Raw genomic sequence first — 19964 nt, 5'->3', positions numbered from 1 at the left:
CAGGCATGCGCTAGCCATGGGACGTTCCCTGAGGGTGTGGTCGGGTGGGGAGCTGGTCGAGGTCGGGGTCGAGGCTGGCCACGATCAGCCGCGCACCGGCCCACTCCGCCCCGCCGAGCAGCGCGGGCAGCACATCCAGCAAGGCGACCGACGGACGCTCGCCGACAGACCCTCGCGGCCCGTCTTCGCCGAGCACGGGGCCGTGGTCGTCCAGGGCGCTGATCGCCGCCGCGGTCCAGGCCAGCCACCGGTACGTCCTGTCCAGCACGTCCCCCTCGACCCGTCGCAGCGCGAACCCCGACACCCCGGGTCTGGAGGGCGCGAGCTCGATCGGCCCGAGGTCGCGGAGCATCCAGGCGAGGAGCTTCGACCTGCGGACGCGACGGGCGAGCCGGGCGTGGCCGTCGGCCAGTTCGGCGCGGGACGCTCCGGCGAGCGCCAGGTCCCGCAGCCACCTGCTCTGCCGGGCGGCGTCCGGCCACCCGGCGACGGCGAGCAGCCGTCCCAGGCTGTCGAGATGCGCGGCGGCGCGACGCCGTTCCGCCTCGCCCCGCGTCACGGCCGGCCCTTCCGGCGCGGCGAGCCACGGTTCGTCCCAGAAACGCCTGCCAGTCTCCTGCCTGTCGGGCACCCTGACCGCCGCCTGCTGGATCACGTCCCCCTGGAGGACCGTGTCGACGACCAGCCCGCTCGGCCAGTCGGCGAGCACCGGCCCGAGGGGCACGTGCAGCCGGTCGAGCGTGAGCCCGTCGCGATCCGGCCCCCTCCCAGCCATCGCCACACCACCGGGGCTCCCCATGTGCTGCTCATGCCCCCCGTGGCCGCCCGTGGCCGCCTGGCCGGGGACGTCCGGGACGCGCTCGGCCGCGTCGCGCCGTTGCGCCGTCTCGTCGGCCAGCAGTTCGGCGGCCCGATCCAGCTCCGACGCCACCTGCTCGGACGTGGCCTCCGCCGCCAGCTCCACCAGCGCGCGGGGGCCGGGGATGTCGGACCAGACCGTCCGCACCGCGGCGGCCAGGTCGTCGCCGGGCAAGCCGCACACCACGAGCAGCCCCGCCTCCCCGGGCGACAGGGCGTCGCCCCACCCGCGACGGCCGAGCTCCCCTTCGACGAGCAGCCGCGTACGCGTCCCGTACCGGACGCCGACGACGAAGGCCCGCGGCCGCGCCGCCGCCCGCCTCAGCAGCCACCCGCTCAGGCCCACCGGAACGCCCCCTCCCGCCAGGCGTAGGCGACCCCCACCAGCAGCAACCCGAGGAAGGCGAACATCTCCACGACCGCCTCGACCCCGACCTCGGCCACCACGAGCGCCCACGGATACATGAAGACCATCTCCATGTCGAAGGCGAGGAAGAGCAGCGTCACCGCGTACCAGCGGACGTGGTACCGGGACATCGCGTGCTCCTGGGGCCGCGCCCCCGACAGGAACGGCCCCACCCGTACGACTCCCGGCGGCGAGACGGCCGCCGAGACCAGGTACACCCCCGCGCCCCCCACGGCGAGCAGCACCAGCAACACCAGCACGGCCACCTGCCCACCTCCACGGCATCAGCACAGGCACCCCACCTGCCCGCCCAGCGATCCGCCTCACCTGGGGGCCGAGCCAACCGCCTCTACGAGCGGACCAGGCGGGCGATGGCGTGCGCGGCCTCCTTGACCTTGAGCTCCGCCTCGGCGCCGCCCTTCTGGGTGGCCTCGGCGACGCAGTGCGCCATGTGCTCCTCCAGCAGGGAGAGCGCGAACGACTGCAGCGCGCTCGTCGTGGCCGACACCTGAGTGAGGATGTCGATGCAGTACTTGTCGTCCTCCACCATCCGCTGCAGGCCGCGGGCCTGGCCCTCGATTCGGCGCAGGCGCTTGAGGTGGTCCTGCTTGTTGTCCGCGTAACCGACCATCGGTCCGTCCCTTCGTTCACCCACACCGAGCAACACGGTACCCCCCCACCGTATTCCGAACCGCCATGAACGATGTACGCTAACTCGAACATCGCTGTACGAGTTATCGGAGACCCCCATGCGTGCCCTACCGGCACTGGTCCTGCTCTGCCTGGCCCAGTTCATGCTGATCATCGACATCACCGTGGTGCAGGTCGCGCTGCCGACCATCGGCACCGACCTGGCGCTCGACCGCGAGGCGCTCACCTGGGTGGTGACCACCTACACGCTCTGTTTCGGCGGCCTGATGGTGCTCGGCGGGCGCCTCGCCGACTCCTTCGGCGCCCGCCGCACGCTGATGGCGGGGCTGACGCTGTTCACCCTGGCGTCGCTGCTGTGCGGGCTGGCCGCGAACGGCGTCCTGCTCGTCGCGGGCCGCGCCCTGCAAGGAGTGGGCGCCGCCCTGCTGTCGCCGTCGGCGCTGGCGATCATCACCGGCTCGTTCCACGGCCCGCGGCGCAACAGGGCGCTGGGCGTCTGGGCGGCGATCGGCGGCTCGGGGGCCGCGGTGGGGGTGCTGCTCGGCGGCCTGCTCACCGCGGGCCCCGGCTGGGCGTGGGTGTTCTACGTGAACGTCCCGATCGGGCTGCTGGTGCTGCTCGCGCTGCCCGCCGTGGTTCCCGCCTCGCGCGGCGAGCGCCAGCGGGTGGACGTGCCGGGCGCGCTGACGGTCACGCTGGCCACCGCGCTGCTCATCTACGGCCTGGTGAACGCGGGCGACGGAGGCTGGGGGACGGCGGGCACGCTGCTCCCGCTGGCCGGCGCGGCCATCTGCTACGCGGCGTTCGTCCTGATCGAGCGGCGTGTCAAGGCGCCGCTGATGCGCGTCGAGACGATGGCCCGCCGCCCGGTGCTCTCCGGGACGTTCGTCATGCTCCTCGCCACCGGCAGCATGCTGGCCCTGTTCTTCCTCAGCACGCTCTACCTGCAGCACGTTCTGCGCTTCAGCGCGCTGGAGACGGGGCTGCTGTTCCTGCCCGTGGCCGTCGCCATCACGCTGGGCGCCCAGCTCGGCGGCCATCTGATCGGCCGGATCGGCGGGCGTCCCGTCGCCGTCGGCGCGTTCGCGCTGACCGCGCTCGGCGCCGCCCTGATGACGCGCATCTCCCCCGACGCCGGCGCCTACACGACGCTGCTGCCGGGCTTCATGGTGGCGGCGTTCGGCATCGGCCCCGCGTTCGTCACGGCCACCACCACGACCATGGCCAACGTCCCGCACGGCGAGGCCGGGGTCGCGTCCGGGGTCATCAACACCTTTCACGAGCTGGGCGGGTCGATCGGCGTCGCGGCGGTGTCCTCCGTGGCTGCCGCGAGCCTGGCCCCCGGCGCCACCGGCGTCGGGGGCTTCACCACCGCGCTGACACTCTGCGCCGTGGCCGCCGTGGCCGCCGCCCTGGCCTCGCTGGGGCTGGTCCCCTCAGGCAGGCCGTCAGGCGCGTTCGTCGGCCACGGGCACGGACACTGAGCCGTCACGGCTTGTTGTTCATGAAGCGGGTGATCTTCCAGTCGCTGCCCGACTTCTTGAGAATGTAGAACTGCCGGCCCTTCTCCTCGTTCGACGTGGTGGTACGGACGAACGCGAGGTCGGTGGCGGTGAGCGTCTCCTCGAAGGTCGGCGTGGCGCTCTTCCATGAGCTCATCTTGCTCTTGAACAGCGTGCGCAGCGCCTGGGTGCCCTGCGCGGTCGGCTCGCCGGCCACCGCGGCCAGGCCGTCACTCGCGAACGCGTTGACGACCTGGTCCACGCTCCCGGCCTTGAGCGCGTCGAAGAATCCCTGGACCGTGCCCTTGGGCGTGGTCTGCACGGCGGTCGTGGTGGGTGACGGGCTCATCGTCCCGGTCGGGCTGGTGGTCGGGCTCCCCGACTCGTAGGGGCTCTCCGACTCGTACGGGCCGCCGGACTCGTAGGGCTCGCCCGGGGTCTCGGGCTCGGTTCCGGGCGGACTCACAGGCGGTGACTGGTACGTCGTCGTTGTGGGCGACGCGGCGGACACGTTTCCCACCGCTCGCATCGGCTGCGAACCGCTCGCGGCGCAACCCGTGACGAGTACTGCCGGGAAGACCGCGGCCAGCAGGTAGGCCCTGCGCTGGAATATCGTCATGGCCGCTTGATTCCCGCCCAGCCTGTACCCGAATGCCCTGTTTGTCCACTCAGCACGGGTCCTTTACGGACTTTGATCGGGTATTACTCACGGTAACGGTTCACTCAAATTGGTGAGATCGTTCAGAGGTCCGATCGTTGCCGAGCCGCGACCAACGCTCGGCGACCCCGCCGATAGCGTCCATCCAGTGCCGCAGATCGACATGAACCAGAGCACGACCCCCCAGACTCAGCCCCTCCCGCAACGCGAGGACGCCGAACGATGTGACAACGTCACGGACAGCCGGCGGTGTGTCTTACCGGCGGGCCACCAGAGCGCCCACGTCTATCCCCCAGCCGAGCCCGCGCCCGGGCAGAACAGCGACCCTTCCGAACCAGCGGGCGACTCGGCCCCGTGACGCTCCCAACCAGCCGGGACGGCGGCGAGGACCGACGGACATCCCGTGGTCACCACGTCAGCGCCGCGGCCCGGATGCGGGACGGCTTCCCGAAGGCTCATCCCGGTCGCGTGAGCAACGTCCATGCGGGTCACCCTAGCCAAACCCGCTCCTTCCGCACCGGCAAACGATCATCTCCCGCAAGCAATGCCGGCAAACCCGCCGGAGCCCTGGCCCCTAAGACCAACTCGCGCCTGCGAGCCAGGAATCCGTAAGACGCCTTGCACAAATTTCGTCAGGTGCCTTACGGTTCGCGGGTGAACTTCGATTCCGCGCGTTCCGCGCCGCAGACGTACGCCGATCTGGTCGACCGGCATGGATCCCCGCTCGGCGTGGAGGAGGCCCGCAATCGCTGGGGCCGCCTGGTGCGCGACGCCGAGCGCGACGGGCGCGTCACGCTGATCACCCGCGAGCGCTGGGAGTGGGCCGCGCTGGTGCCGGTCGCCGAGGTGTCGGAGCCGCTGACCGGCCTGCCCGCACTGCCCCTGTCGCAGGCCCGCGGCAAGCTCGGCGACCTGGTCCGGCAGGTCACCCGGCCGCACGCCAGCGGCGAGCTGTTGACCCGCCACCGCAGGCCGGTGGCCGCACTGGTCGCCGCGGTGCAGCTGGCGCACCCGATCGCCTCCGAACGCGGCCCGGCCGCTGAGACCCTGCTGTACGACGGCCACACCATCGTCCTGGCCTTCGACCCCGGGCACACGGGCCAACCGGCCGAGCCTGTCTTCACCGCCACCGCCCGCGACGGCGACGGCGCCGAAACGGCCTTCGGCGCCGGCGGCAGCATCGGCGAGGCCCTGCTCTCGCTCAGCCCGTCCCGAAGGTCCGTGCCCGGCGAGGGCCCGCTCTGAAGGCGTCAGCCCGCGAGGCGTCGCAACGGCTCGTCGGCCAGCCTGAACTTGATCCACTCGTCCTGCGGCTCGGCGTCGAGCGACTTGTAGAACCCGATCGTCGGCTCGTTCCAGTCGAGCACCGACCATTCCAGCCGCTCGTACCCGCGCTCGGCGCAGATCGCGGCCAGCTCGCGCAGCAGCGCCTTGCCGTGGCCCCCGCCACGACGCTCCGGACGGACGTACAGGTCCTCCAGGTAGATGCCGTGCACCCCCCGCCACGTGGAGAAGCTGAGGAACCACAGCGCGAAGCCGACCACCTCGCCCTCCTCCTCGGCGACATGGGCAAAGGCGGCGGGCGACTCGCCGAACAGCGCCGCGCGCAGCTGCTCCTCGGTCGCCCGCGCCTCGTGCGCGGCCTGCTCGTACGTGGCCAGTTCCCGGATCAGGTCGATGATCACAGGTACGTCATCAGGGGTGGCATAGCGAATCACAGGCCCAAGGGTATGGCGGCTACCGCGTGCCCAGGACGATGCCGGCGATCCGCTCGACCGTGCCGTACTCCCCGGCGGACGCCCGGTTCTTCGTCACGCCGACGCTGATGCCGGTGGCGGTGTCGGCGAAGGCCGCGGTGCCCCCGCTGCCGAACATCCCGAACACGGTGGGCCTGTCGAGCAGGCCCACCGCGTAGCCGAGCCCCCAGGACGTGGGCATGGCGCTGACCTCGTCCGTGCCGGTCACGGCCGCGGACGACAGCTCGCGCAGCCGCTCGGGCGAGACGAGCTTCCCGCCGAGCAGGGCGTCGTACATCGTGGCGACGGCGCGGGCGGTCATCGTGCCTCCGGCGGGGATGTCCGAGGTCAGCACGTCGGTGCGGTTGCTGAACGCGGCGTCGGGCATGGCCCTCGTCGGGGCGGCCGTGTACCCGTCCACGACTCTGAAGAAGGGGATCTCGGCCAGCATCTCGGCGGGCATCTCCATCGCGGGGCTCGAGTCCTCGATCCTGGCCACCCGTCCCAGCTCCGGCTCCGGCACGCCGAAGAACAGGTCGTCGGCCACCCCGAGCGGGCCCGCCACCTCCTCCCGGAGCACCTGCGAGACGCGCTTGCCGGTCACCCTGCGGACGACCTCGCCGATGAGGTAGCCGAAGGTCTGCGGGTGGTAGCCGAACGCGGTGCCCGGCTCCCACCAGGGCGTGGCGTCGGCGATGGCGGCGCACATCCGGTCCCAGTCGCACAGGTCCTCCGGCGTGGTGTCCACCGGGACGCCCGGCACTCCGGCCGCGTGCGTGAGCGCGTGCCGCAGCGTCGCCCGGCCCTTGCCGTGGGCGGCGAACTCCGGCCACACGTCGGCGATGCGCAGGTCGTAGTCGAGCGCGCCGCGCTCGGCCAGCACGTGGACGACGGCGGCGGTCACCCCCTTGCCCGTCGAGGTGCTGTAGACCAGCGTGCCGGACGTGAAGGGACGGCCCGTCTCCGGGTCGGCCACGCCCGCGACGGCGTCGACCAGCAGCTCTCCCCGCTGGTGGACGGCGACCTGCACGCCCCGCTCGGCGCCGGTCTCGACCAGCTCGTCGATCGCGGCCTGCACGTCCTTCTGAAGGTCAGTCATGATCATTTCCTCTCGTTCGCGGCGAACACCCCATGAGACGAGCGGGCCGCGGAAAAGGAATCGCTCAGAGGGACGCGGGAAGGCCGAACGCGGGGACATACTCATCCCCGTACGTGGTGATCTGCGTGATCAGCCCGTCCTCGACGCGCAGGACCGCCAGCCAGGACGGCGTGAACCCGCTCTCACCGGGCCTGCGCAAGTACGCGGCGGCGGCGGGCTGGCGGTTGGCCCGCGTCGCGAGGAGCCGCCAGTCGCCCCACGCCTCCGGCCCGACCATGGCCGGAGTCCAGGCCGCGACGAACGACTCGCGGCCCAGCAGCCAGATCGGCTGGGGCGGCATCGACTGCCACACGTCGTCGCGCAGCACCTTGCCCAGCAGGCTCGGGTCGGCGTGCTCGACGGCCTCGATGTAGCGGCGCAGCACGGAACGCTCCTCGGCGGTGGGCTCCGCCGACCACTCCAGCCGTCGCGCCGGCAGGACCTCCTTGACCGTCGGCCTGGCCCGCTGCAAGGCGCTCTTCACCGCGGCCACGGTCAGCTCCAGCGACTCCGCCGTCTCCTGCGCCGACCAGCCGAGCACGTCACGCAGGATCAGCACCGCCCGCTGCCTGGGCGGCAGGTGCTGGATGGCGACGAGGAACGCCAGCTCGATGGTCTCCCGCTCGATCACCACGTCGGCCAAGTCGAGCAGTTCGTCCGGGTACGGCTGGAGCCACGGCACCGCCTTCGCCGCGGGCGGCTCGACCCCCGCGTCGGCCACCACCGGGACGGCCCGGGGCTGCGGCCGGCGCGGATGCGCCCGCAGATGGTCGAGGCAGGCGTTGGTGGCGATCCGGTACAGCCAGGCCCGCAGCTCCGACTCGCCCCGCAGGCTGTCGCGCCCCCGCCAGGCCCGCAGGAACGTCTCCTGGACGAGGTCCTCGGCTTCGTCGAAGGAGCCGAGCATCCGGTAGCAGTGCACGTGCAGCTCTCGCCGGTGCTCCTCGACGCGCTCCCCGAACCCGGTCGCCATGGGCGGAAGCGTAACCCAAACGTCGCGAAGCGCGTCCCGGCCGTGGCACTGTGGAGACGTGCCCGATCACCCCCGCACCCCCGACGCGCTCCCCCACCCGCAGGACGCAGCGCCCCTCACCCGAGACACGCTCCCTCGCACCCGTGACGCGGCGATCGACGCCGTGCGGAGCGGCCGGCAGCTGCGCTACCTGTTCTTCTGGGGCCACCGCCCGGCCCGCGACGGCGGCGTCGGAACCGGCTGCCTCAGCCAGTGGTGGCCCGTCACCTTCACCGAGTCCGGCCACACCTTCGCCTCGGCGGAGCACTACATGATGGCGCACAAGGCCTGGCTCTTCGGCGACGACGAAACCGCCCGCCGGATCCTCGCCAGCGGCCATCCGGGCGAGGCGAAGTCGCTCGGCCGCGAGGTCCGCGGCTTCGACGACGCCACCTGGGACACCCACCGCTACCAGATCGTGGTCCGCGGCAACATCGCCAAGTTCGGCCAGCACCCAGACCTGAAGCAGTTCCTCCTCGCCACGCACGAACGGCTGCTGGTGGAGGCCAGCCCGCACGACCGCATCTGGGGTATCGGCGTGACCGCCTCCGACGACCGCGCCGCCTCCCCGCTCACCTGGCGCGGCCTGAACCTCCTCGGCTTCGCCCTCATGGACGCCCGCGACGCCCTCTCATAGGCCGCGACACCTGGGCGATCCGGCGGATCACGCGTGCCCGGCGGCCGCGGTGAGCGGCTTCGGCTGGTCGTCCTCGACGCCGCGTCCCAGAAGCAGCGTGCCCAGCCACAGGAACGAGATCCCGGCGGCGACCAGCGGCGAGTTCCTGCCGACCGCCAGCATCGCCACCGCCAGCACGACCACGCCGATCGTCACCACGGCCGCGCTCGACGCCGTCACCCGGCGCATCCACGCCATGACCACGGCCAGCACGAGCAGAGCCCCGACGAACAGCTGCGCGCCGACGCCGTAGACGACCACCTCGACCCCCGGATACCCCTGAAACCGCTCGAACAGCGCCCGCATCGCCTCCCCGTCAGCCGCCCCGAATCCGGCCGCCAGATCGACGGCGACCTGCACCAGGTTCACGGCGACGCTCAGCAGCCCCACCCCCACGGCGACCTCGACGGCGACCCTCCGCCCCCGTGTGTCGGGCGCGGCCCTGCGCCGCAACTCCAGCAGCATCACGCCGAAGAACAGGAACGCGACCACCCAGACGGCGTGCGCCGCCGTCCACCAGGGCCCAGGCACCAACCCCCCGCCTATGGGACGCATCAGGACCCATCCGCCCAGAAACGCGGCGGGCGCGACGGTGAAGGAGGCTCTGGCGACGGCTGCGAGGCTCACGCCCCCACCCTGCCCGCCCACTCCCGGCCGGGCCCATCAGTGATCACCCCTGATCAACCCCGACGTGTACCGGACCCCACCTCAGGGACCCCGTCCCCTGCCAGCCGACACCACGACATCACCCCAGGTCAGGCCGCGTCTCCCCGGAACGTTCGGACCCCTGCCGGAACGGCCTTCCGGAGCCGCGGGCAGGGCACGTCACGGCTCCGTCGCCAGGCGGCGGGAAGGTCCGCCCAGAGCCCCGAAACTGTCGGTGTGGCAGGCAAGAATGAGACCCATCATGGTGATCTCTCCTCCCTCCCCGTTCACCGCGGTCCGCTCCCCGTCGGGCGGCATCGTGGTCTTCTACGTCGGCACCGACCCGCGCCTGACGGCCGAACAGGCCCTGGCCTTCTCCGACCAGCTCCGCGAGCTCGCCACCGCCACCACCGACTCCTGACCGCCGGCCGGCCGCGCCCCGGCTACGGCGTCCTGACGAGCCGAACGCTCACGGGCGGCTGACCGGGCGGAGGCGGGCTCAGTCGCCGTTGAGCACCCGGGTCATCCACTCCAGGGTCCCCGTGCGCAGGGCCTCCTCGGCCAGGCGTTTCCCCGTGGTGGTCTTGAGCGCGGCGAGAGAGCTGTCGATCCACGGCTGCATGTTCTGGTGCCCCTGCTCGCGGTACTCGACGGCCTGGAGGAGGCATTCCAGCTTGTCGGCGTCGCGGGCGCAGACGGCTTCGAGGCTGACCTTCTCCTCGTACTCGCCGACCGCGCCGCTCACCATGTCCGCCACGGGCTCCGGCACGCCGCGCATCTGGTCCGCGGTGACCTCCTCGTTCATGGCCGCCTTGAGGTAGCGCTTGCCGACGTACGGGATGTCGGTGATGCGGGTTTCCTGGCTGTCGTGGAACAGGCTCATGAAGGCGGCGCGCTCAGGGTCGCCGCCTTCGAGGACGGCGATGACGCTGGCGATGATCGCCGCGCGGAACGAGTGGTCGGCGATGCTCTCCGGATCACGCACTCCCGCCACGAGCCAGCCGGTGCGCTTGTACCGCTTGAGCAGCCCGACCTCGTACAACAACCCCGTCAGTCCCGCGATGTCGTCCACCACGAAGGCCCCCCTTCCATCCGCAGCACGCCCTGCGCCGAGCGTAGACGACGTCCCCGACCTCGTGCCGCAACCGCGGCGACACGCCGCTCGCGCCTGCCCAGGAGACCGGCACATCCGCGAACAACCCGACGCCGGGGATCTGGACGCCCCGCGGTGCTGTTGTACTGCCACTTGCTTCCCGCCCCCGCCCCGAAGGGACGCATGGCCTTCAGCGCGACCTGCCGTGCGCAAGGTAGACGAGGTCAGGAGGCCGTGGCCTTGACGTCCCGCAAGAAGGCGCTCACGGCGGACCGGAAACCGGTCGAGTCCTCGGTCCACGGCAGGTGACCCGCACCCTCCAGAACCACCCGCGACACGCGCGGCAGCGCCCGCTCCAATGAGTCCACGGACCAGCGCGGGCGGATGTCCTCCGCCCCGTCGACGATCAGCGTCGGGACGCGCAGCGCCTCGCACTGCGCCCGCAACGCGGAAGTGCCCCAGAGGCGTTCGTCCTGGGCCATCAGAGCGGCGTTGCACGCGAAGTTGACGCCGAGCCAGGGGGTGTCCATGCGCTCGGCGTGCTCCAGCGCTCGCCCCTGGTCGGCGAAGTCCGCCGACCACTGCAGGACCGCGAACTCCCGGTCCTCCGCGTCCGTGCGTTCCCGGTTCTTCAGCGTCTCCCAACGCTCCAGGTTGCCGTCCAGCCCGCGTCGCAGGTTGCGCTCGTACTCGGCGTGCCAGACGGCATCACGGTCGATTCCGGTGCCGGCGACGTAGACCAGCCCGCTCACGCGCTCGGGGTGGTCGAGCGCGTACCGCAGAGCCAGTTGGGCACCCCAGGAGTGGCCCAGCAACACCATCGTGTCCAGCTGGAAATGCCGGCGAACGGCATCGAGATCCGCCACGGACCGCGCCATCGCATACGGGCCGCACCGCTGCGAGCGGCCGCACCCCCGCTGGTCCCATCGGTGCACGACCGCGACGTCGGCGAGCAGCTCGGCCACGTCTTCGAAGGTGTCCCACAGACCCGGGCCTCCGTGGCAGCAGACCACCGGATCGCCCTCACCGGTCCGGACCGCCCAGAGCCGAACGCCGTCCTCCGTCAGAATCGCCTCGTCCACGTCGGCCATTCTGGCCCATGGACGCCCCGCCGCGGGGAGGCGGCGTCGATGCCGGGGCATCGGCGCCGCTCCTCGGGGTGCCGGTCAGCTCGCGCCGGGAACCGTCACGGGCTGCTCCTTGAACGGGAAGCCGGTCTTCGTGGCGTCCTGCTGCAGGCTGTTCAAGGAGTCCTTGCCTGCGTCGACGTCGGTCGGAGTGGCGGTACCGCCCTTCAGCTTGTCGGTCAGGGCGGTGAACTTGCTGCTGACGGACTCGACGGCCTTGCACAGCGTCGGGTTGGCCGCGGCGAAGCGCTTGGCGACCTTCAGCTGATGCAAGGCGAAAGCACCCGCGATCGCAGCCTTCACGAACGCGCGCTTGCGACCCTCCGCTCCGGCACTGAAGCCGCCGCTGCGCAGGGGCTTGTAGATGTAGCGATGGAAGGCACCCAGCGCGAGACCCGCGTGCAACGCGAAGCGGGTCTTGGCGAACCGCTTGGTGTTACCTGCCGTCGGGCATGCGGAGTTGTACTCGGTGTCGTTGCCCGGGGGCGCCGTGGCAACCACCGCAGGGTTGGTGGCGACCGCGCCTTCGGGCACCAGGGTGTCGGTCTTCTTGCCGCCGCAGCCGACGAGCAGCCCCGCTGCCAGCAGAGCCGCCGCCGCGTTCACGGCAACGGATCGAACTCTCCGTACAGCCACTTCGTCCCCCTATGGATCCCTGTGCGCTTTCGCGACGCACCGGTCCGCGGTCCCGCGGGGTATCTCGGATGCCGGACCACCGCAGGTCCATGTGCTCGCTGCCCTCCGTCTCATCCACTCGCGAACTGACAGCGGTCGCTCGTACGACGCGGCCCGCGGGATGACCTCTCGGGTGTCCGCGAGCCACGGCTGAGCGCTGTCGTACGACGAGCTTGCCGCCCTGGTTGTGGTTTAAGCGCGCTTTTGCCGCGTCCGGGCTGTCTCAGCACCGTGGCCAGCCGGACATTTTGGAGCGGAATGACCGTTGTGCGTATCCGGCCTTCGGAGTACAACCGTCGCCCACATGGCGTTCACATCCGTCGGACGGTCATCGAGCTGGAGGCGGTTCGCCCACGTCAGGCGCGTCGCTGTGCGCGAATCTCCCGGACCATGTTCAACACCCGCAGTGCGTGCTCTTCCGCGTCGTCGCAGTCCATGACGACGGGCCACACTGCGGGCATGAACATGATCCTTTCGCCGTTGGCCCGCAGGCAGAAAAGATCGATCAGGGTGGGAGGGGAGGAAGTCATCTTCCCCCCATCATCCCACGTCAGGCGCCGCGCGTGGGGAAATCCTCAGCTCTCACGGGCTGTAATGCGCGGCGCCCACACCCTGGCGACCTTCAGCGGCCAGGCCGGACACCTGGGGACTTCACCCGGAAGATTTGACTCCCGCTCCTCCCGTCTCGCCGCCCTTGCCCTTCCCGTGGCCCTTCCCGTGCCCCTTGCCGTTGCCCTTTCCGCCCTTCCCCGGCGGGTCGGCGCTCTCCCCCTGCTGGTCGATGGGTTGCGTCTGCGTGGTGATGGCGCCGATCGGCGCAGGGTCGTGGTCGTCAGCGTGGGCGGCGGCCGAGCCCGCCGTCCAGACGATCCCGGCGAGCGCGGAGCTCAGTACGGCGACGGCGACATGCTTGTGCTTCAACATCCCTCACTTCTACGTTGAGTAACGACGCCGTCACTCTAGATGACAAGAGGGTGCCCGGGAAGCCATGCGGACTCAGCCGTCGGCCCTCACGTCGCGGAACTCGCGCCCGTGACCGTCCTCGCGGATCGTCAGCGTGAGGAGCGGGGTGCCCCGGACGACGATGACGGCCTTTCGGGCGCCCGCGTGAGTTGAGGGCACTCTTACGTCATGTAGCCCCGTTTCCAAGATCGGAAACGGGGCTACATGACGATCAGACCCGGCTCGTGTTCGTCGCGCACATCCCGGATCTGCGGGCGTCCGAGGCGCGTTCGTCGGGTACGGATGGAGACGGCGCCGTGTGAGAAGGGCCCCATACGCGCAGTACAGGGCTGTTGCCCCAACGGATAGATCTGACCATAGGCCGGCGTTCGACACGGCCTATGGTCAGAGACCAGGGATCGATGTCAGCGCTACCGCGCGCACCCGGCGAGTTCGGGCTGCGACGGCGGGGTGTTCTGGGTGCCGAAGAAGAGGTTTGCGCAAGCGCTCACAAAGGTCGGATTCTCCTCAGGCACGAAATGCCCCGAGTCGGGCGCAACCGCGGAACGAACGTCGTCGGCGACCTTGCGGAACGAGTCGGCGATGCCCCCGAACGAGTACTGTCCGCCTATCGCCAGCACCGGCATGGGCAGCCGCTTCGCCGCGTTGGCCTTGTTGTTCTCCGCGTCCCCGGCGAACGCCCGGTAGTACCCGTACCCCGCGCTCCGCTTGGCCGGATCGGAGTAGGCCAGGTAGTACGGCTCGCGGTCGATGGCATCCTTCCGGTAGGACGCGTCGTAGATCATGCCGAGGTACGTGCTGACGTCCTCGTTGTCCATGATCCGCTCGGGAATCGGCGCGGGAGACGAGTTGAACCGGAAGTGCCAGCTCAGCCCGTACAGCTCCTCAAGACCGAAGCCCGACAGCGGCGCCTCGATCACGGCGAGGCGGGTCACCTCGGTGGGGAAGTCACGCGCGTACGGGTACGCGACCAGGGTGCCGACGTCGTGGCCCATGATCTGCACCTGGCGGAAGCCCAGCTGATTCACGGCCTGGCGAATCCGCCGTGCGGTGGTGACCTTGTCGTAGCCGCCGGCCGGCACCGTGGAGTCTCCCAGCCCCGGCAGGTCGAACGCGATCACGGTGTGGTCGCGGGCAAGTTCGGGCATCACTTTGCGCCACATCAACCACGTCTCCGGCCAGCCGTGCAGGAGCACGATGACCGGGCCCGATCCGCCCTTGACGTAGTGGAGGACGCCGCCTTCGACAGCGACCTTCCCGTGCCTGAACCCGGGCGCGAAGAGCGCCGGACCCTCGGTGGGCTCCTTCGGGGTTCCACTCGCGTCGGCGCCGGCAGTCATGGTGAACAGGGCCACCAGGGCGACAAACGCGCTGATGGCGGCCCGCCCCAGTTTCCTGACGCGTAGCCTTGGTCTCGGTGTTTGCACGGCAACGCGCGCGGTTGTTTCCTCTTGCGGCATATCCCGTTCCCTTTCCGAGCGCAGAGAACCACGTGACGATCCAGCTTTTGGCGGTACGGGCCCACTTCCGCGATGCACCGATTACCGATCGGCGCGCACGGCCATACCAAGGCCGTGAATAGCAGTGGAGGCGGTGGATCGCTTGGCGTCACGTGGTCGTGTGAATCCTGCACGATCGGAGATCATGCCGTCTTCTTCGATCGTGCTCTTTACCGAGCTTGCGAACCCACGGCAGCGACTCAATATGTGAGACTTGAGCACCCACCAAGGTCGCACAGCGACAGGGACACTTTGCCGCGTCCAACGTTCCACCGCCGCCACTGGGGCCTCCGCGTGAGCGGCCCAGCGCCTGCCGTCCATGACTGGTTCGTGATCCAGGTCAGCCCCTTGCCCGGAAAGACGGCGGACTTCCCGCCGCCTGGCCTCGGCCGCGATCGCGGCGAAGGTGGGTGCTGCCGCCAGGCGATCAGCCTTGTGGCAGGGATCGTAGAAAGGCGATCAATGCTTCGTTGACGTCCTCGGGTCGTTCCTGTTGGATCCAGTGGCCGCAGCCCGGCAGCACGATCGCCTCGCGCGCGTGCGGTACGGCTGCCGCACGGCCCGCGATCAGGTCCGCGGCTCCGGGCAGGGTCCCGGACAGGTCCCGGTCACCGGTGATGTAGAGGGCAGGCTGCTGGATGACGGCGTTGTGCCAGGGGTGGGTGAGCGCCCAGTTGCGGTCGAAGTTGCGAAACCAGTTCAGGGCAGGGGTGAAACCGGTGCGGGCGAAGTCTGCGGCGACGGTGTCGATGTCCTCCTCGGTGAGCCAATGGGGTAGCTTGCTCGGCTCCGGCCAGATGTCCAGCACGTGGCCGCCTGCGGGGATGATCGGGCTCCACGGGTATCCCTCGGCGGAGGCCCCGTAGAGCGCGCGGCGCACTGTTGCGCGCGGGTCTTGTCCGAGCTGATGGTCGGCGACGCCTGGCCGCTGGAAGTAGGCGGAGTAGTAGTTCGCGTAGTCCTCCCCTGCGGCGGCGCGCAGCGCGGCCAGATGAGGGCCGTCTGTGTGCGGCTGGAAGGGGGTGCTCAAGGACGCGACTCCGCGTACCACGTCGGGCCGCATCAGCGCCGTGTGCCAGGTGACAACCCCGCCCCAGTCGTGTCCGGCCAGGACAGCGTGTTCCTCGCCGAGTACGTCGATCAGGTGGATCACGTCGCCTACGGTGTGCAGGATCGTGTAGTCCTCGACGGCGTCCGGCTGGTCGGTTCGCCCGTAGCCGCGCTGGTCCGGGGCCACGGCGTGATATCCGGCCGCGGCCAAGGCCAGGAGTTGGTGGCGCCAGGAATACCAGGTTTCTGGGAAGCCGTGGAGCAGCACCACCAGCGGCCCTGAGCCCGCCTCCGCGATGTGCATGCGGATTCCACCCGCTTGGACGAAACGGTGGGTGATCTCGGTCATCGAGTTGCCTTTCGGGCGATGCTCTCGGCCCGCTTCTGGGCTGAGGGCGCTCGGGTCTGTTCTTGGTGCGCTTACGCCGGGGCAGGGCGTGGCGTTGCCGTGGCGGGCGGCTGCTGGGGGCGCCTCGGCGGGCAGGCGGTGTCGGGTGGGGTCGGGTGGGGTCGCTTCAGTCGCACTGCCCCGGTCCGGTGCAGGCGGGGGCGTCCTGACCGGTGCCGGCCTGCTCGCGGGCGGCGGTCCGCGCCCACACCCTCCGCAATTTGTCGAGGAATGTGCCGGCCGGTTGGGCGCCGGAGACGAGGTGCCGCTCGGCGAAGACGAACGCAGGTACGCCGCTGATGCCGAGCCGCCGCGCCCGCTCTTCGTCCGCCTGGACCGCGTCGGCGTAGTCGTGGCCGGCGAGAATCCGGCGCGTCTGGTCGGGGGCGAGCCCGGCCTCGGCGGCCAGCTGTACGAGGTTTTGTGGCGAGCCAAGGTCGGCGCACTCCTCCGTGTAGGCCCGCATGAGCCTCTCCCGCACGGCGTCGCCGACCCCCACGTCGTCGGCGTACGCCTGCAATCGGTGGGCGTCGAAGCTGTTCACCACCCGCGCGTCGGCCACCTGGTAGTGCAGTCCCATCTCCGCGGCGAGTCCGGTGATCCGGTCTAGTTGGGCCCTGATCTGCACGTGGTGCATGCCGAGGTCCCGGCGCATGCGCTCGGAGATGGTTTTCGTGCTCTGCTTCGGGGCGTCCGGGTCGAGCTGGAACGCCCGCCACCGCACCTGTACGTTCGCGCGATGCTCGAATGTGCTCAGCGCCAGCTCGAACCGGCGCTTCGCAAGGAAGCACCACGGACATACCAGGTCCGACCAGATCTCCACGCTCAGTTCATTCATGGGCTGACCGTAGCTCTGGAGCTATATTTTGGTAAGTATGTACCTGAGAGTGTGCCCCTAACCTTGCCGTAGGAGTCCTGGTGACCGAGGCAACCACACCCCGCCGACATGACGTATTCCACAGCGACTGCCCAGCTCGGGAAGTCTTCGATCACGTCGCCAGCCGCTGGGGAACGCTCATCCTGTGCGCCCTGGGCACCGGATCGCACCGGTTCTTCGAGCTGCGCGACCGGGTCGGCGGCATCAGCGAGAAGATGCTGTCGCAAAACCTCCGCCTCCTCGCTCGCGACGGCCTTATCGAGCGCACCGTCGAACCAGCCACACCACCCCGCGTCAGCTACACGCTGACACCGATCGGCGCCGAACTCGCGACCCGGCTGCAAGAGCTGATCGAGTGGATCACCGTGCGCGCCGATGACGTCGCCGTAGCGCAACGCAGGTACGACCGGGCCGCGCGCAGCCGCTGACCGACTTCAGCCAAGCGATCCCACTGAAGGGCCGTTACCGAGACGCCCGGCCGACCTCACCCGGGCCGATCTGCCCTCATTTCGTCCGGCGGCGGCTCGGCTACTCGGTGATCTGCCGCCCGGAGTTCCTGGGGCAGGAACTCCCACGGGATCGCGGTGTAGAGGGACGAACAAGATCCCACACAGCGCCTTGCGGTCATCCGGGCGCTTACGTCCCAGATGAGGGTGCGCCGCTCCACCTTCGGTAGCCGCGGCTCGATCCGCTCCCACAGGCTGCCATGCACGCTCCCCGGCAGTGGTCGCGATCAGCGCTGACCGTCACCCAGAAATTGCCGCGCGCCGCGCAACTTGACCTGAAGCCGCCGTTGAGTCATGGCGCAGTCCAAGCGCACGTCCATAGGGCCGGGCAACCTGGTGTCCGCCCGCCGGCCTGAAGGCAAATGGTCCGCGTCGAGGCCATCGCGGCGAGCGATGAGCAGCCCAAGTTCGTATCGGCTTACCGCATCGGCTCCAGCGATGTGGTGGACACCGCGATACTCAGATGCGGCAAGTTCCAAGAGCGCCGCAGCAAGGTCAACGACATGCACGGGACACCGCACGTCATCGGTGAACAGCACTCCTGTCGACCTGCCGGTGGCCAGTGAATGCACCAGGGCCTCGTGCGAGGAGTCACCGTCACCAATGATCAAGGATGTTCGGGCTATGACCGCAGTCGGCACGATCGCGTTCACCGCTGTCTCGGCGGCGGCTTTGGCCGCACCATACGGGCTGATCGGATCAGGGACGCACGTCTCGTCATAGCGAATCGCAGCGCCGGAGAAGACCGCGTCGCTCGACACATGGACGAGGCGTCCACCCGCCTTGGAGACAGCGAGAGCCACGTTCACGGCGCCGATCGCCGTGGTCGTCCAATCCGTCTGACGGTACGCAGCGTCAATGACCACCTCCGGCCGGAAGGCGCCGATCAGCGCATCGACGTCCTCTCGTCGGCGCACATCGAGCGGCAACCACTCAACGCCGGCGGTCTCCCCAGACCGGGTCAGATACGTCGCAGCAACCTCGTGCTCTGCCAGCAAACACTGTCGAGCGAGCTCACTGCCGAGAAAGCCACTACCGCCGACGATGAGGGTTCTCATGGCCGGTCACCATAGTTGATCAGCCGGTCCGAGACGGCCGCCGGACTCATAACCCGTTTCTACAATCGGAGACGGGGGCGGGCTGTGCTTGGCCCCAGTGCGTAAGCTCTTTGGTTCCTCGGAAGGGTGACGAGGACCTCTCGGCGGCGTATTCGACGGGCTCGTCTCGGGTCGGAGACGTGCAGGATCTCAGCTGTCTAGCGTTGCTTGAGGCGGAGTGCTTCTTTGCGGGTTTCGGCCTGGATAGACCGCTCGCGCTCCAGCCACGCTGGGTTCTCCGCCTTCAGCGCATCGATCTCAGCGGTGGTGAGCGGTCTGGTGATCCCGCCTCTGGCCAGGCCGGAAATGGAGACCCCGAGCTTCGCGGCGATGACCTGCTTGGGGTGCGGGCCGTTGCGGCGCAGGTCAGCGAGCCAGGCGGGTGGCGTCGACTGCAACTCGTTCAGCTCGTCCCTGGAGACGACACCCGCCTGGAACTCGGCGGGAGTGGCCGAGAGGAGGACACCCAGCTTCTTGGCCGCAGTCTCGGGCTTCATCGTCTGGATGGTCTTCGGTTTGGGCGAGGTCATGGCGTCAAGGGTAGTCAGTCGGAACGGGTTCCCCTGACATCGGTACCCTGAGGAAGTGACTGATGGGGAGACCGGCAGGGTGTTCCGGCTGGCGTATGTGCCCGGTGTGACACCCGCGAAATGGGTCAACGTCTGGACCGAGAGGATGCCCGGCGTGCCGATTACCCTGGTCGCGGTTCCCGCCGCCGAGGTGGTGGGACTCCTGCGGGATGGCGGCGCCGACGCCGGATTCGTCAGGCTGCCGGTCGACCGGGACGGGCTCAGCGTGATTCCCCTCTACGTGGAGACCACGGTGGTCGTGGTGCCCAAGGACCACGCCGTGGCCGCCGTCGACGAGGTGGCCACCGCCGACCTGACCGACGACGAGGTGTTCCATCCTCTGGACGACACCATCGAGTGGACGGTCCGGCCCGGGCTGCCCGCGTTCACCCGCCCGGCCACAACAGCGCACGCGGTCGAGTTGGTAGCGACCGGCACTGGGCTTCTCCTGGTTCCGCAGTCGCTGGCACGCCTCCACCACCGCAGGGATCTCACTTACCGGCCGGTGCAGGACGCGCCGCAGTCTCAGGTCGCGCTGGCCTGGCCCACGGACGCGACCACCGACCTTGTGGAAGATTTCATCGGCATCGTCCGCGGCCGGACAGTGAACAGCTCGCGGGGCCGTGCCACCGCCTCCCCTGCGGAGAAACGGGCACAGCGGCAAGCACCAAAACCCGTACAGAATGGCTCCGGCCGCCGGGCCGTGCCGGCCAGCCGTAAAAGGAAGGGCCGCCGGCCTCGGTGACCTGCAGCCCCGAACCTCCGGTTCAGCCCCACAGCGGCGAACGCGTCACGCTGACGCTGCGACCCAGACGGGTCTCGGGACCACCGCCTACGC

Annotated in this window: 24 protein-coding genes; 6 read left to right on the top strand and 18 right to left on the bottom strand. The window is 69.9% G+C overall.

The window, feature by feature from the left end; all coding sequences use genetic code 11:
- Positions 1–10 precede the first annotated feature (10 nt).
- The 3 genes from ABT294_RS19080 to ABT294_RS19070 all read right to left on the bottom strand — a co-directional run bounded on the left by ABT294_RS19080 (position 11) and on the right by ABT294_RS19070 (position 1895).
- Positions 11–1204 carry a hypothetical protein gene (locus ABT294_RS19080; RefSeq protein WP_350807249.1) on the bottom strand — a complete coding sequence of 398 codons (1194 nt, stop codon included), beginning with the start codon at positions 1202–1204 and terminating at the stop codon, positions 11–13.
- Complete coding sequence (locus ABT294_RS19075) at positions 1195–1530, bottom strand: NADH-quinone oxidoreductase subunit A (protein ID WP_350807248.1); 336 nt, start codon at positions 1528–1530, stop codon at positions 1195–1197. Before ABT294_RS19075 ends, ABT294_RS19080 begins: the two co-directional genes overlap by 10 nt.
- Positions 1531–1613: 83 nt before the next feature.
- Positions 1614–1895 (bottom strand): metal-sensitive transcriptional regulator, encoded by a 282-nt coding sequence (locus ABT294_RS19070; RefSeq protein WP_350807245.1) that lies wholly within the window; start codon positions 1893–1895, stop codon positions 1614–1616.
- 118 nt (positions 1896–2013) lie between these two features.
- Here ABT294_RS19070 and ABT294_RS19065 point away from each other — a divergent pair, with 118 nt between their 5' ends.
- Complete coding sequence (locus ABT294_RS19065; protein ID WP_350807244.1) at positions 2014–3399, top strand: MFS transporter; 1386 nt, start codon at positions 2014–2016, stop codon at positions 3397–3399.
- Between the two features lie 4 nt (positions 3400–3403).
- Here ABT294_RS19065 and ABT294_RS19060 read toward each other — a convergent pair whose 3' ends face one another.
- The gene (locus ABT294_RS19060; protein WP_350807242.1) at positions 3404–4036 is read right to left on the bottom strand and encodes a nuclear transport factor 2 family protein; all 633 of its coding nucleotides are present in this window, start codon (positions 4034–4036) and stop codon (positions 3404–3406) included.
- Positions 4037–4729: 693 nt separating this feature from the next.
- On the opposite strand from ABT294_RS19060, the gene ABT294_RS19055 reads away from it, so the two are divergent.
- Positions 4730–5320 carry a hypothetical protein gene (locus tag ABT294_RS19055; RefSeq protein ID WP_350807240.1) on the top strand — a complete coding sequence of 197 codons (591 nt, stop codon included), beginning with the start codon at positions 4730–4732 and terminating at the stop codon, positions 5318–5320.
- A gap of 5 nt (positions 5321–5325) precedes the next feature.
- Here the strand turns inward: ABT294_RS19055 and ABT294_RS19050 are convergent, their stop codons facing one another.
- The 3 genes from ABT294_RS19050 to ABT294_RS19040 form a co-directional block, all read right to left on the bottom strand.
- Positions 5326–5793, bottom strand: a complete 468-nt coding sequence (locus ABT294_RS19050) for a GNAT family N-acetyltransferase (RefSeq protein WP_350807239.1) — start codon at positions 5791–5793, stop codon at positions 5326–5328.
- A gap of 19 nt (positions 5794–5812) precedes the next feature.
- Positions 5813–6910 carry a serine hydrolase domain-containing protein gene (locus ABT294_RS19045; protein ID WP_350807237.1) on the bottom strand — a complete coding sequence of 366 codons (1098 nt, stop codon included), beginning with the start codon at positions 6908–6910 and terminating at the stop codon, positions 5813–5815.
- 64 nt (positions 6911–6974) lie between these two features.
- Entirely contained in the window at positions 6975–7922 is a 948-nt protein-coding gene (locus tag ABT294_RS19040; RefSeq protein WP_350807235.1) for an RNA polymerase subunit sigma-70, read from the bottom strand.
- Positions 7923–8076: 154 nt separating this feature from the next.
- On the opposite strand from ABT294_RS19040, the gene ybiA reads away from it, so the two are divergent.
- Positions 8077–8598 (top strand): riboflavin biosynthesis intermediates N-glycosidase, encoded by a 522-nt coding sequence (gene ybiA, locus ABT294_RS19035; protein ID WP_502912076.1) that lies wholly within the window; start codon positions 8077–8079, stop codon positions 8596–8598.
- A 27-nt stretch (positions 8599–8625) separates the two neighbouring features.
- Here ybiA and ABT294_RS19030 read toward each other — a convergent pair whose 3' ends face one another.
- Positions 8626–9264 (bottom strand): hypothetical protein, encoded by a 639-nt coding sequence (locus ABT294_RS19030; protein WP_350807231.1) that lies wholly within the window; start codon positions 9262–9264, stop codon positions 8626–8628.
- Between the two features lie 280 nt (positions 9265–9544).
- Here ABT294_RS19030 and ABT294_RS19025 point away from each other — a divergent pair, with 280 nt between their 5' ends.
- On the top strand, positions 9545–9703 hold the full coding sequence (locus tag ABT294_RS19025) for a hypothetical protein (protein ID WP_350807229.1): 159 nt from the start codon (positions 9545–9547) through the stop codon (positions 9701–9703).
- 78 nt (positions 9704–9781) lie between these two features.
- Here ABT294_RS19025 and ABT294_RS19020 read toward each other — a convergent pair whose 3' ends face one another.
- From ABT294_RS19020 to ABT294_RS18985, 8 genes are all read right to left on the bottom strand, one after another.
- Positions 9782–10357 (bottom strand): HD domain-containing protein, encoded by a 576-nt coding sequence (locus ABT294_RS19020; RefSeq protein ID WP_350807226.1) that lies wholly within the window; start codon positions 10355–10357, stop codon positions 9782–9784.
- Positions 10358–10599: 242 nt separating this feature from the next.
- Positions 10600–11457, bottom strand: coding sequence for an alpha/beta fold hydrolase (locus ABT294_RS19015; RefSeq protein ID WP_350807225.1), 858 nt, complete (start codon positions 11455–11457; stop codon positions 10600–10602).
- 84 nt (positions 11458–11541) lie between these two features.
- Positions 11542–12108 carry a hypothetical protein gene (locus ABT294_RS19010; RefSeq protein ID WP_350807223.1) on the bottom strand — a complete coding sequence of 189 codons (567 nt, stop codon included), beginning with the start codon at positions 12106–12108 and terminating at the stop codon, positions 11542–11544.
- A 720-nt stretch (positions 12109–12828) separates the two neighbouring features.
- Positions 12829–13101, bottom strand: coding sequence for a hypothetical protein (locus ABT294_RS19005; RefSeq protein WP_350807221.1), 273 nt, complete (start codon positions 13099–13101; stop codon positions 12829–12831).
- Between the two features lie 72 nt (positions 13102–13173).
- A complete protein-coding gene (locus ABT294_RS19000; protein ID WP_350807220.1) occupies positions 13174–13299 on the bottom strand; it encodes a hypothetical protein in 126 nt (41 codons plus the stop codon).
- Positions 13300–13550: 251 nt separating this feature from the next.
- Entirely contained in the window at positions 13551–14480 is a 930-nt protein-coding gene (locus tag ABT294_RS18995) for an alpha/beta fold hydrolase (RefSeq protein ID WP_350807218.1), read from the bottom strand.
- 586 nt (positions 14481–15066) lie between these two features.
- Positions 15067–16038 carry an alpha/beta fold hydrolase gene (locus tag ABT294_RS18990; RefSeq protein WP_350807217.1) on the bottom strand — a complete coding sequence of 324 codons (972 nt, stop codon included), beginning with the start codon at positions 16036–16038 and terminating at the stop codon, positions 15067–15069.
- A 166-nt stretch (positions 16039–16204) separates the two neighbouring features.
- The gene (locus tag ABT294_RS18985) at positions 16205–16915 is read right to left on the bottom strand and encodes a DsbA family oxidoreductase (protein WP_350807215.1); all 711 of its coding nucleotides are present in this window, start codon (positions 16913–16915) and stop codon (positions 16205–16207) included.
- Between the two features lie 80 nt (positions 16916–16995).
- On the opposite strand from ABT294_RS18985, the gene ABT294_RS18980 reads away from it, so the two are divergent.
- Positions 16996–17382 (top strand): winged helix-turn-helix transcriptional regulator, encoded by a 387-nt coding sequence (locus tag ABT294_RS18980; protein WP_350807213.1) that lies wholly within the window; start codon positions 16996–16998, stop codon positions 17380–17382.
- A gap of 305 nt (positions 17383–17687) precedes the next feature.
- On the opposite strand, the gene ABT294_RS18975 is transcribed toward ABT294_RS18980, so the two are convergent.
- Together ABT294_RS18975 and ABT294_RS18970 are read right to left on the bottom strand one after the other, a co-directional pair.
- Positions 17688–18518 carry an SDR family oxidoreductase gene (locus ABT294_RS18975; protein WP_350807212.1) on the bottom strand — a complete coding sequence of 277 codons (831 nt, stop codon included), beginning with the start codon at positions 18516–18518 and terminating at the stop codon, positions 17688–17690.
- Positions 18519–18715: 197 nt separating this feature from the next.
- Positions 18716–19087: a DUF5997 family protein gene (locus ABT294_RS18970; RefSeq protein WP_350807210.1), complete on the bottom strand. Its 372-nt coding sequence runs from the start codon at positions 19085–19087 to the stop codon at positions 18716–18718.
- A 55-nt stretch (positions 19088–19142) separates the two neighbouring features.
- On the opposite strand from ABT294_RS18970, the gene ABT294_RS18965 reads away from it, so the two are divergent.
- Entirely contained in the window at positions 19143–19871 is a 729-nt protein-coding gene (locus ABT294_RS18965) for a LysR family substrate-binding domain-containing protein (protein ID WP_350807208.1), read from the top strand.
- Positions 19872–19964 lie beyond the last annotated feature (93 nt).

Origin of the sequence: Nonomuraea sp. NPDC000554 (assembly GCF_040300065.1) — a bacterium.
In the GTDB taxonomy this organism is placed as follows: domain Bacteria; phylum Actinomycetota; class Actinomycetes; order Streptosporangiales; family Streptosporangiaceae; genus Nonomuraea.
This window is presented reverse-complemented; position numbering and strand designations above follow the sequence as displayed.